Consider the following 11,429-nt stretch of genomic DNA (forward strand, 5'->3'; position numbering starts at 1 on the left):
CCCATACCTATCAAAATAGTTAGTGGTCTGTCGTAGAAGAACGATACTCGCTGTACCGTCGAATATAGCTTCCTAATGCGGTGGGTTTTTATCGGTACTTCTCGCAGTAACGGATTTGTCAAGAGAGTCTTATTAAAAGAAGCTGCCAAGTATGATTCATATTGAAAGTAAACTCTTCAGCAGTGAAAATCTTTGTTCATCGGATTCAGACTCAGAGCGAAAATCGCAGTTGTAGGAAAGGATTGAGCAACTGACTGAATTTCAGATCTGTTCTAATATTTTTCTAATATGGTGTCAGCTGCTCTAGTTGCTATAACCCTTTGATTTTAAAGTGAGCCGTGCAGGATTCGAACCTGCGACCCGCTGATTAAGAGTCAGCTGCTCTACCAACTGAGCTAACGGCCCATTTTATGGACAGTCAAGGGTGATCAGCAAATATGAATAGTAAAACAAAAAACATCGATGCAAATCAACTTTCTCTTATCAGGGATGCAACAATAGTGGCTAATAACACCACATTTGACCGAGTGACAAATAATGGCTTTCTTGGCGCGCCTGAGAGGATTCGAACCTCCGACCCTCGGCTCCGGAGGCCGATGCTCTATCCAACTGAGCTACAGGCGCATCACGCATTGCCATGAATAATCAGTTGCAACTAAATCTTTTCAAAATGTCTATTTGGGGTGGGCGAGGGGATTCGAACCCCCAACACCTGGAGCCACAGTCCAGTGCTCTAACCGTTGAACTACGCCCACCGTGCAGCAATGAATCGTGATCCGGTTTTCGACACAGTCGATTATACCCGATTACGCCTTACTCAATCACCAAGTATTTTGACCATCGCCTTATATGCATATAATTGCCTGGCGCGCCTGAAGGGATTCGAACCCCTGACCCACTGCTTAGAAGGCAGTTGCTCTATCCGACTGAGCTACAGGCGCATCCGTAAGAGTGATTCTGAGCAGCGTCAACGTATTCGCCGGCATACTCTCGCAGTCATATGAGACTCGCCGGGTAACGAAATCATAACGACTGCTGTATCTGCAACGCAAGTATGATGTCAGCTTGGTCGGGGCGAGAGGATTTGAACCTCCGACCCCCTGCTCCCAAGGCAGGTGCGCTAGCCAAACTGCGCTACGCCCCGAAGTTAATAAAGTAATGGATTATAGCGTTAAAAGTCAAATTTCGAGCGGAATATGAAGGGACAAAGGGACGAACGATGTCGTTCGGCTTGGGGCAGCTCTTATTCTCCTAAAGCCCTCCAGAGTGGTCCGCTACGATGGGAAAGGCGAGGAGCACACGGGACATCGGGGCTTATGGTTCGGGCGAGCTGATGAGAGAGCGGATCAACGCAAACCTATTCTTGACCTTGAATTTCATGTAGACGTTGCTCAGATGGTCTTTTACCGTCTGCTCGGATATATCGAGATCCTCCGACATTTCGCTGTTCGTCAATCCGTCGAGAACTCGCCTGAGTATATCCGTTTCTCTCCGCGTCAGGCTGAAATTCTTCCTGATTCTGTTCAGGTCGAAATTATTCGATACCGACTGCTCGACGATAAAGACCGTCACGAATGGACTTGGCCCTTCAGAGGGTTGTACCCTGAACATCCATGTGCTCGGCGATCCGTCAAGCTTTTTTGATATATAGATGTCGCCGGGGAAGAGCTCTCTCAGATGTGCCGTTCCTATTACGTCAAAGATTCTCTTGTTTACGGCTTCGACCTCTTCAGGGATAGTGAAACGCTTCAGGAAATTCTCGGCCTGTCGGTTCCTGTACGTGATGCTCAAGTGAGGATCAAAGACAAGCACGCCAAGAGGCATCTTGTTCAGGATAAAATCTATGACTTCATTGTTATCCATTACGTTTTAACGTAAAGGAGAAGGAGACGGATTTCTACCATGATACCACACCTTGGCGGCCAATCAAACTGAAAAAAACGAGACATGTCGCGTCGGTGCTATACGATGATCCTTGTACCAGCATTTCCCCTCAGCGCTTCCAGGAGATCTTCAGGCCTTGTGATGAGGACCTCATCTCCTCCCGATTCGAGAAACGCGATGGCAGCCTCGATCTTCGGCCCCATGCTCCCGGCAGGGAACTGCCCCTCCCCGAGATATCTCTTCGCATCGTTCATTGTGAAAGAATGTATTCTGCGCCTCGAACTGCTGTCCCAGTTGAGGTAAACGCCGTCCACATCCGTTACGATTACGAATGTTTTCATGCCGATTTCACGGCAGAGGAGGCCCGCCGTGAAGTCCTTGTCGATAACCGCGTCGACACCCTTCAGGATCCCTTCTTCCTCGATTACCGGGATGCCACCTCCTCCGCATGCGATAGGCAGAATATCGATTTCAAGAGCGGCGCGTATTGCCTCTGTCTCAACTATCCTCCGAGGCATCGGCGAAGCCACAAGTCTTCTCCATCCCCTCCCGGGTATCCTCTTCATCGTCCATCCCGACGTCTGCCTTTCTCTGACGACCTGCTCATCCGGATAGTAAGGGCCTATCGGCTTTGTCGGATTAGTAAAGGCGGGGTCATGCATATCCACTGCGACGTGAGTAATAATGGCAGAGACGGTTTTCTCGATGCCGATTCCCTTGAGTTCATTTCGCAGGCTCTGGACCATCATCGCCCCAATCCCACCCTGGCTGTCCGCGACGCAGACCGAGAGAGGCATGGGTGGTATGTAGTCCCTCGCACATTCATTTCTGAGAAGGATGTTCCCGACTATCGGCCCGTTACCGTGGGTAATCACGATCCTCTTCCCTTCCGAGACGAGGGCCGCGACGGGTTTCATGCAGGCGGCGGTGTGGGTAAACTGTTCTTCGATATACCCCCTTTCACCCGGCAGGATGAGTGCATTTCCACCGAGGGCTATAAGGACACCTTCAGAAGACATACTCCTCCAGGAAGGAATCAACCAGTCCTTCCAGGTTGATATCGAAGTCATAGGAAACCTTTACCGCAGGCTTGTCGATCCTGAGTATCTTCTCCAAATCTACCGGGGTCGCTATGACGACCGCATCTGCGGGCGTTTCCGCTATCGTCTCCTCCAGCTCTTGTATCTGGGTCTTGGAATAGCCGAGCGCGGGAAGCACGGGGCCTATGTGGGGAAATTTTGCAAAGGCCTCTTTGATCGATCCAACGGCGTAGGGTCTGGGATCGATGAATTCCGAGACAATCCCGACGGTAGCGGTCAGACCTGCACCGTGCGGCATCCCGCCATGGGTAATGGTAGGTCCGTCCTCGATGATGAGGACCCTCTTATCCTCTATCAGGGCAGGGTCGCTCACGGCAAAAGAAGAAGGCGCCTCAAGGATGCCGGCGTCCGGGTTTTCCTCAGCGATCGTCTTCCGGATGCGGCTCAGGATATCTTCGCCGACCTCGTTCACTTTTGTGATTATCAGGAGATTCGCCCTCTTCAGGTTCACCTCGCCGGGATAGAAGAGTCTCTCCTGTCCCGGCCTCAGGGCGTCGATGAGCACGATTTCGAAGTCCGGAAAGATGAAGGGGAAATCGTTGTTGCCGCCGTCCCATATGATCACCTGGGACTCTCTTACTGCTTCACCGAGAACTTCCCCATAATCGATGCCCGCGTAAACCGTAATGCCTCTCGCCACAAGGTGCTCGAACTCCTCCCGTTCTTCGATCGTGCAGGCACCCCGGTCAACATCCCCTGCTGCTGCGAACCGCTTAACAGGGATGAAGTCGCAGTAGGCCATGGGATGCCGCATCACAGAAACGCGCAAGCCCCTCTCTTTCAGTAGTCTTGCCAGCTTACGGGTGATGATCGATTTTCCGCAGCCCGTTCGGACTGCGCAGACGGAAAGTATCGGTACGCTGCTCCTGAGCATCGTCTTTTCAGGGCCGAGAAGCAGGAAATCAGCGCCGAGGGAAAGCACCTCCGATGCCTTGTGCATGAGCTCTTCGTGAGAGATGTCGCTGTAAGAAAAGACGGCCGTTGTGACGGCCCTATCCCTGATAATTTCAGCGAGTTTCTCCTCCGGGTAGATGGGGATGCCTCCGGGGTAACGCTTCCCCGCAAGTGCAGGGGGGTAGACCCTGTTTTCGATGAAGGGTATCTGGGCAGCGGTGAAGGCAACGACTTCGAAAGAGGCGTTGTTGCGGAAGAAAGCATTAAAGTTATGGAAGTCCCTTCCTCCCGCACCGAGTATCACTACCTTTTCCATAGGAGATTTATAGCATCAAAAGGGGGTCGTGTCAATAAAACTCCCTCCTCTCTTCGGCTTTGATTCTCTCGCGCGGCGCACTTGCTCAAAGACCCGCAATTAGTGCAAAATATACGGATTCTGTAACGCTTTCTGACGCGAAAAGGGGACGCATGTCTTTAAGAGTCGCTGTTGTCGGTGCGGGCTATCTCGGGCAACACCATACGAGGGTTTTTGCTGAGATGCACGGAGTTCAGCTTGTCGGGGTCGTCGATATCGATGCGGCGCGGGCCGATGAGGTAGCCGGGAGATACGGTTCGAAGTCCTATACGGACTATCACGATGTCCTCGGCGGTGCCGATGTGTTGAGTATTGTCGTTCCCACTACCGCACATTATGAAATAGCACTCGACTGCATACGGGCCCGGAAAGATGTTTTCGTTGAGAAACCGATAACCGTAACGGTGGCTCAGGCAAGCGAACTGATACGGGAGGCTGAAAGGATGGGCCGCATACTTCAGGTCGGACACCTCGAGCGGTATAATCCCGGCGTCATCGCTCTGTCCCGGATGGTGAAGGAACCGCGGTTCCTCGAAGCGATAAGAATATCCCCTTTCCTCAGCAGGGGCGCGGATGTGGACGTAACGCTCGATCTCATGATACACGATATAGACGTCATACTCAGTCTTGTCCCTTCTCCCATAGAGACGCTCCGGGCGACCGGTTATTCTGTCGTGACCGATAAGATCGACGAGGCGAGGGCGTGGATAGAGTTCCGTGACGGAACCGTGGCGCTCCTCACCGCTAGCCGCATAGAGCGGGAAAAACAGAGGAAACTGAAAGTGTTCCAGAGAAACTCGTGCATCGAGCTCGATTATCAGCGGTCAGAAATCCGGAGATATTATCGTCCGTCGGAAGCGGATGATGGACAGAAGCCGTTTGATCCCTTCGCCTGCGACCTCAAGATCGAAGTCCGGAGTGAGTCCGTTTCCGGCTGCTCGATCGATACGATCAGACCGGAATATATGGAGCCACTCGCGAAAGAGCTACAGGATTTTATCCGTTGCGTGACCCTCAGGGAGAGGCCGAAGGTCTCCGGTGTCGAGGGAAGGGATGCCCTGGAAGTGGCGCTCGAAATAAATTCCGTCATGAGGTGAACCTTGAGATGATACCGATGGTCGATCTGAGCAAACAGTTTGCGGATGTCAAGGAAGAGATCTTCGAGATGATGAGTCAGATACTCGAGAGTTCCCACTACATACTCGGACCGAAGGTTCAGGAATTTGAGAAGAAGGTCGCTGCTTACATGGGTACCGACGCCGCTCTCGGCGTGGCTTCAGGGACTGATGCCCTCCATCTCTCCCTCGAAGCGCTCGGCGTCGGAGACGGTGACGAGGTGATTACGACGCCGTTCACCTTCTTCGCTACGGCGGAGGCGATCATCTATACCGGCGCGCGTCCCGTCTTTGTCGATATCGAACCGGGCACCTTTACGATGGACTGCAGCAAGATAGAGGAGCGGATAACGCCGAAGACCAAGGCCATCCTGCCTGTCCATCTTTTCGGCCATCCCGCTGACATGGAGAAGATCATGGACATTGCGGCGAGGCATGGCCTCTCCGTGATAGAGGACTGTGCACAGGCCTTCGGTGCTGCAGTGGGAAAGAGAAAAGTCGGGAGTTTCGGGCAAGCCGGCTGTTTCAGTTTTTATCCGAGTAAGAACCTCGGTGCTTACGGAGACGGCGGGATGATAACGTTTCATGACGGAAACCTCTCCGAGCTCTTGAAAAGCCTGAGGAATCACGGGTCGAGAGGCGCATACGTCCATGACGCCGTGGGCTTTAACAGCAGACTCGACGAGATACAGGCCGGGGTGCTCCTCGTGAAGTTTAAGAGGCTCGATGAATATAACCGGAAACGGCGGGAAAAGGCCTCGTGCTACCGTTCCCTGCTCTGCGATTCGGTCCGATGTCCGTCCGAAAAGGAGGGAAATTATCACGTGTACAATCAATATACGATCATGTCCGGGGACAGAGACGAGATCCAGAGAAGACTGAAGGAATCCGCGGTCTCTTCCGTCGTTTATTACCCCCTGCCCCTTCATCTCCAGCGTGCGCTGAGTTTTCTCGGACACCGGGAAGGTGATTTCCCGGCCGCAGAAAGGGCATCGCGGGAGGTGCTCTCCCTGCCCATTTATCCCGAACTTGAAGAATCGGCGATAGAAGAGATCGCCGCGGCAATAAGGAAGGTTTCCGGATAACCAGATGAAGACCGTCATGATTGTGGCAGGCGAGAGCTCAGGTGAGTGGTACGGTTCTCTCTTGGCAGGAGAACTGAAGCGTTTCTGGCCGGGCATCAGAGTTCTCGGCATCGGCGGTTCGAGGATGAGGGAAGCCGGAGTCGAGATCCTTGCGGGGATATCCAGCGCGTTCGGCATAGCGGAACTCCTGCCTTCATTGAGAAAGATCCGGGAATCATTCAGGCTGGCGGTAAAGGCCATTACCGAAACGAGGCCCGAGGTTGTCGTCCTCATCGATTTTCCCGATTTTAACTTCAGGCTCGGCAGGGTTGCGAAGCGATATGGGCTCAAGGTCCTCTACTATGTGAGCCCTCAGGTATGGGCCTGGCGGAAGGGACGGATACGGGTCATGGGAGAGATTGCCGACAGGGTCGCTGTGCTGCTCCCCTTTGAAGAGGAGATGTACCGAAAGGCAGGCATCCCGTCGGAGTTTGTCGGTCACCCCGCCATGGAAGAGATAGAGGAGGCGCGGAAGGCAGGGGACTTGCCGGATAGCGACAAGCCGGTCATGAGAAGAAAACTCGGGCTTGCCGCCGGACAGCCGGTAGTCGCTCTCCTCCCGGGGTCAAGGCCCCATGAATTGAGGACACTCATGCCCGTCTTTCTCGACCTTGTTAAACAGATTAAGGCGGAATTACCGGAGTCCGGATTTGTTATGCCCATCGCTCCCAATATCGATGTCGAGAAGTTCAGGCGGTATATCGATGCGCTTACGCTCGAAGGCGTCTTGATCGTGAAGGGGAACTCGATAGAGTGTCTTGCCTGTTCTGATCTGGCGGTCATCGCCTCCGGCACGGCGACCCTCCAGGCGACGCTTCTCGGCGTGCCCTTTGTCGTCGTCTATAAGGTCTCTCCCGTCACGTATCTTATCGGCAGGGTCTTCGTGAGCGTGCGGCACATATCCCTCGTGAATATTATTTCGGACTCGGGGGTCGTTCGTGAGCTCATTCAGCGCCATGCAAACGCGCAGGATATTATGCAGGAACTCAGGCGTATACTCTTCGATGAACAGTACCGGCTCGGGATGACGTCTTCCTTCGAAAAGGTACGGAGAATTTTTGCTGGGAAACGGCCATCCCGCAGGGTTGCGGAAATGATCGGCGAGATGGCGGGATGGGAACTCCAAAAGGTAGGAGGCCCTTCAGGGAGGGATTGATGGAGGGTCTAAGGAAGATATTACTCCTGGTGATGCCGTACTGGAGGCGTCTCGTCGTCGCAGCCATCTGCAGTCTCATTGTCTCCGGACTGAACGGAGCCCTCGCCTGGCTCGTCAAGCCGGCGGTCGATAAAGTCTTCATCGAGAGGAGTACGACGTCGATCTTACTCCTGAGCACAGGGATCATGCTCGCCTTTCTCGGCAGAGGGGTTTTCAGGTTCTTTCAGTCCTATCTCATGATGTCTGCCGGTGCCAAGGTCGTGAGAGACATACGGGATAAACTCTACCAGCACATGCTGTTCCTGCCCATGAGCTTCATACACAGAGATTCGACGGGCAACATGGTATCAAGGGTCCTGAATGATGCCGGTGCCGTTCAGGGCTTTCTCGCCTTCACCGTTAAGGACCTTTTCGTCGAGAGTACGACGGTGATAGTCCTCATATGTGTTGCGGTAGTCAGGCGCTGGGATCTCACCCTCATCTCGATCATTGTGCTGCCCTTCGCTTTCTATTTTGTCGGGAAGTTCGGCAAGAGGCTGAAGAAGGTGAGTGACCGTACGCAGGCGAAGATAGCCGCCCTCACCGAGATTCTGACGGAGAGCTTCACGGGGAACAAGATCATTAAATCCTTTTGTCGTGAAGGGGACGAGGTCGCCCGGTTCAGGGAAAGGAATCAGGACTTTTACCGGGAATTGATGCGGAGCACGAGGATTACCGAGGCTACGAACGTAATGATGGAGTTCGTCGGAGGAATCGGAATCGGGTTTGTTGTCTGGTACGGGGGAAGTCTCGTGATCGGGGGGGCGATGACTGCGGGTGATTTCTTCTCATTCCTCGCTGCGATCTTCATGATCTATACGCCTGCGAAGAGGCTCGCTTCAGCCCACAACGTGCTGCAGCAGGCGAAGGCTCCGCTCGAGAGGATAGAGAAGATGCTGGCGGAGAAGCAGGAAAGCGGCGGCACGGTGCCCTTGGGAGGATTTGGAAGAGAGATCGTCTTTGACAATGTCTCTTTCCGGTATGAGGAGACAGAGAGTGACGCCGTGCATGCGATCAGTCTGAAGGTGAAGAAGGGTGAGATTGTCGCCTTAGTGGGGCGAAGCGGGGCGGGCAAGACGACCTTTGTAGATCTCATCTCCCGGTTCTATCCGCCTGCCGAGGGCAAGATTCTCATTGACGGTCTTGACACATCCACGGTAACGCTCGGCTCTCTCCGCTCCCTTGTCGGCATGGTGACGCAGGATATCATCCTCTTTAATGATACGATACGGGCAAATATCTCCTATGGAAAACCGGAAGCCTCGGAAGAGGAGATCGTCAACGCGGCGAAGGCTGCTTATATCAACGATTTTATTCTCCAGTTGCCGCGAGGGTACGATACGGTGATCGGCGAACGAGGCGTCAGGCTCTCGGGGGGGCAGAAGCAGAGGCTCTCGATCGCGCGGGCGATACTGAAGAACCCCCCGATACTCATCCTCGACGAGGCGACATCGTCGCTCGATACCGCATCGGAGGTGATGGTCCAACAGGCGCTCGAAAACCTCATGAACGACAGGACAGCCTTTGTCATAGCCCACAGGCTCTCCACGGTGAGGAAGGCGAGCAGGATTATCGTCATGGATAAGGGCAGGATTGTGGAGGCGGGCACGCATGACGTGCTGCTCGAATCGGGCGGCATCTACCGGAAACTCTACGACATGCAGTTTGACGACAACAGAGCGGATACTATGACGGATGAAACTTCGGCAAGAACGGAACGCCCTCTCTAATGTTTCTTCTTTACAGCCTTCTCTATTTTCTCGTTATGATTCCGCTTCTCCCTTTCGAGTTTCTCAAACGGCCGAAGGGCATCAGACAGAGATGGTTCAGGGAGAAGCGGGGTTTTCTCAGCCCGTCATCAACTTCCGGCTCCTCACCGCTCATATGGGTCCATGCGGTTTCGATGGGAGAAGTCTTATCGGCAGTAACCTTTCTGAGAGAATTGAAAAGACGATACCCTGGTGCGGGCATCCTCCTTTCAACAATAACCGATACAGGCCAGAAAGTCGCTGAAGAACGGTTAGCTGATGTCGCGGATATTATCTATCTTCCTTTTGATCTCGTGCGCGTCATAAGACGGGTGCTCGGGGAGATGAGACCCGATGTCTTCATAACCATCGAAACGGAGCTCTGGCCGAACATCTTCAGACGTTTCAAGCGGGAAGGTATACCGGTTATCGTCATGAACGGTCGCCTCTCTGAAAGATCCTTTACGGGCTATCGAAAGATCAGGTTTTTCATGAGAGCCGTGCTCGATTCTGTTGCGACGTTCTGCATGCAGGACGAGACATCGGCTGAGAGGATGAGGGCACTCGGCGCGGACGGGTCTCGCGTTGCCGTGACCGGAAATTTTAAATTTGATATGAGACCTCCGGAGAGACCCCCGGACTGGTTGGCGATGTTGAAGGGCCCGGTCATCCTGGCGGGGAGCACCCATGAAGGCGAAGAGGAGATGATGGTATCCTCTTTTCAGAGACTCGAAAAGGATTTTCCCGGACTCAAGCTCATCATTGCCCCAAGACACCCCGAACGTTTCAAAGATGTTGAGACTATGGCAGTAGAACGGGGAGTGCCCTGCATGCGAAAGTCCGAAATCCTCGGGCTGTCGGCGTCCCATGGACAGGGCCTCATCGGGAGACCGGTATCAGATAGAGGCGGGTGTCCGGCAGAGAAAGGCGGACCGCTTTCGGGTGCATTGGTGATCATCCTGGACACCATCGGAGAACTTTCTTCGGCATATGGCGCGTGCGACATCGCCGTCATCGGCGGCAGCTTTGTGAGGCACGGCGGACATAATCCCCTCGAACCGGCATTGTGGGGAAAGCCTGTCCTCTGCGGTCCTCACATGGAGAATTTTCCGTTTGTCGCGGACTTTTACCGGGAGGCGGCTGCACGGGAAACCGATGAAGAAAGACTCCACGGGGACCTTGAGGAGCTGTTGCAATCTCCCGAGAAGAGAAAGGCGATGGGGGAAAAAGCGGCAGAACTCTATCGCAAAAAGGCGGGTGCCGTCGACCGGGCTATAGCGGTGTTAGAGCGTTACATCAAATGCTAACTCTTTTTCTCCGAAGAGAAACCGCTTTCTTAAGGCCCTGATCTTTACGGCATCGCCCTTTTTCTTGTATAAGAAGAAGATCTGCACGTCCTCCAGATGTTTTACCGGCGTATCATCGAGGGAGAGAAGAATGTCGTCCTCTCTCATGCCCGCCTTTTCAGCGATACTCGTGGAGGCGAATCCGGCTATCTTCACCCTGCCTTTTTCTTCCTGCAAGATTACGCCTATCTTCGGGGATGCGGGAGCCTTCACCGGCTGCGGGAAGAGAATGAAATCGGCGATATCTATTTCCGGTGACGCATCCTGGACGACGACCGCATAATCAGCCCCGTTCCTCCGGTACGTCCTCTTCGGAATCCCTGAACCGAAGAAGAGATGCCCTGCACCGGCGATGACGATCATCTGACGGTCGGGGTTCTTCCGGAGATATTCTGCGATGGATTCCGCCATGGTTTCATCCCATACGATCTGTGACTGGTAAAAGTTTTCGAAGCCGGATCCCCTTGATGATTCATGATTCTCAAAGATCTCTTTCAATCTGCCCTTGTACGACTCATCCGTCATATCCATACTTTCGGGGAGCTCTTTCTTCTCGTCTTCGGTAAGGGAGTCTATGCCGCTTCTTGAGATCTTACCCACGATCTCTTTCCTGATATTAAGGGCGACCACCGGTATTCTCTCATCCCTGGCGAACCGCAGGATATCCC

9 protein-coding genes and 5 tRNA genes are annotated in these 11,429 nt (G+C 53.6%); 5 read left to right on the forward strand and 9 right to left on the reverse strand.

Annotated elements, in window-relative coordinates:
* Nucleotides 1–332: 332 nt before the first annotated feature.
* The 8 genes from VEI96_03350 to VEI96_03385 form a co-directional block, all read right to left on the reverse strand.
* Nucleotides 333–405, reverse strand: a tRNA-Lys gene (locus VEI96_03350).
* A 142-nt stretch (nt 406–547) separates the two neighbouring features.
* A tRNA-Arg gene (locus VEI96_03355) sits at nt 548–624 on the reverse strand.
* Nucleotides 625–679: 55 nt separating this feature from the next.
* A tRNA-His gene (locus VEI96_03360) sits at nt 680–755 on the reverse strand.
* Nucleotides 756–864: 109 nt separating this feature from the next.
* Nucleotides 865–941: transfer RNA gene (locus VEI96_03365), tRNA-Arg, on the reverse strand.
* Nucleotides 942–1,066: 125 nt separating this feature from the next.
* Nucleotides 1,067–1,144 (reverse strand) — tRNA-Pro (locus VEI96_03370).
* A gap of 170 nt (nt 1,145–1,314) precedes the next feature.
* Nucleotides 1,315–1,863 (reverse strand): helix-turn-helix transcriptional regulator, encoded by a 549-nt coding sequence (locus VEI96_03375; GenBank protein HXX57018.1) that lies wholly within the window; start codon nt 1,861–1,863, stop codon nt 1,315–1,317.
* A gap of 98 nt (nt 1,864–1,961) precedes the next feature.
* Complete coding sequence (locus VEI96_03380) at nt 1,962–2,903, reverse strand: carbamate kinase (GenBank protein HXX57019.1); 942 nt, start codon at nt 2,901–2,903, stop codon at nt 1,962–1,964.
* Nucleotides 2,893–4,194: a hypothetical protein gene (locus tag VEI96_03385; protein HXX57020.1), complete on the reverse strand. Its 1,302-nt coding sequence runs from the start codon at nt 4,192–4,194 to the stop codon at nt 2,893–2,895. Before VEI96_03385 ends, VEI96_03380 begins: the two co-directional genes overlap by 11 nt.
* A 152-nt stretch (nt 4,195–4,346) precedes the next feature.
* On the opposite strand from VEI96_03385, the gene VEI96_03390 reads away from it, so the two are divergent.
* Genes VEI96_03390 through VEI96_03410 form a run of 5 tightly spaced genes read left to right on the forward strand, consistent with a single transcriptional unit; the run spans nt 4,347 to nt 10,722 of the window.
* Nucleotides 4,347–5,330, forward strand: a complete 984-nt coding sequence (locus VEI96_03390) for a Gfo/Idh/MocA family oxidoreductase (GenBank protein HXX57021.1) — start codon at nt 4,347–4,349, stop codon at nt 5,328–5,330.
* A gap of 8 nt (nt 5,331–5,338) precedes the next feature.
* Nucleotides 5,339–6,433 (forward strand): DegT/DnrJ/EryC1/StrS family aminotransferase, encoded by a 1,095-nt coding sequence (locus VEI96_03395; protein HXX57022.1) that lies wholly within the window; start codon nt 5,339–5,341, stop codon nt 6,431–6,433.
* A gap of 4 nt (nt 6,434–6,437) precedes the next feature.
* Nucleotides 6,438–7,628 (forward strand): lipid-A-disaccharide synthase, encoded by a 1,191-nt coding sequence (gene lpxB / locus VEI96_03400; protein HXX57023.1) that lies wholly within the window; start codon nt 6,438–6,440, stop codon nt 7,626–7,628.
* Nucleotides 7,628–9,397, forward strand: a complete 1,770-nt coding sequence (locus VEI96_03405) for an ABC transporter ATP-binding protein (protein HXX57024.1) — start codon at nt 7,628–7,630, stop codon at nt 9,395–9,397. The genes lpxB and VEI96_03405 overlap by 1 nt, the downstream gene beginning before the upstream one ends.
* On the forward strand, nt 9,397–10,722 hold the full coding sequence (locus VEI96_03410) for a 3-deoxy-D-manno-octulosonic acid transferase (GenBank protein ID HXX57025.1): 1,326 nt from the start codon (nt 9,397–9,399) through the stop codon (nt 10,720–10,722). The genes VEI96_03405 and VEI96_03410 overlap by 1 nt, the downstream gene beginning before the upstream one ends.
* On the opposite strand, the gene VEI96_03415 is transcribed toward VEI96_03410, so the two are convergent.
* Nucleotides 10,699–11,429 (reverse strand): ChaN family lipoprotein (locus tag VEI96_03415; protein HXX57026.1); only part of this gene is annotated, 731 nt, incomplete at its 5' end. The genes VEI96_03410 and VEI96_03415 overlap by 24 nt on opposite strands.

The organism is Thermodesulfovibrionales bacterium, from assembly GCA_035622735.1.
Lineage (GTDB): Bacteria > Nitrospirota > Thermodesulfovibrionia > Thermodesulfovibrionales > UBA9159 > DASPUT01.

Bases quoted from the DNA above. Each gene is read 5' to 3' on its own strand.
- VEI96_03375 (HXX57018.1), bottom strand. From the start codon at position 1,863: ATGGATAACAATGAAGTCATAGATTTTATCCTGAACAAGATGCCTCTT.
- VEI96_03380 (HXX57019.1), bottom strand. From the start codon at position 2,903: ATGTCTTCTGAAGGTGTCCTTATAGCCCTCGGTGGAAATGCACTCATC.
- VEI96_03385 (HXX57020.1), bottom strand. From the start codon at position 4,194: ATGGAAAAGGTAGTGATACTCGGTGCGGGAGGAAGGGACTTCCATAAC.
- VEI96_03390 (HXX57021.1), top strand. From the start codon at position 4,347: ATGTCTTTAAGAGTCGCTGTTGTCGGTGCGGGCTATCTCGGGCAACAC.
- VEI96_03395 (HXX57022.1), top strand. From the start codon at position 5,339: ATGATACCGATGGTCGATCTGAGCAAACAGTTTGCGGATGTCAAGGAA.
- lpxB (HXX57023.1), top strand. From the start codon at position 6,438: ATGAAGACCGTCATGATTGTGGCAGGCGAGAGCTCAGGTGAGTGGTAC.
- VEI96_03405 (HXX57024.1), top strand. From the start codon at position 7,628: ATGGAGGGTCTAAGGAAGATATTACTCCTGGTGATGCCGTACTGGAGG.
- VEI96_03410 (HXX57025.1), top strand. From the start codon at position 9,397: ATGTTTCTTCTTTACAGCCTTCTCTATTTTCTCGTTATGATTCCGCTT.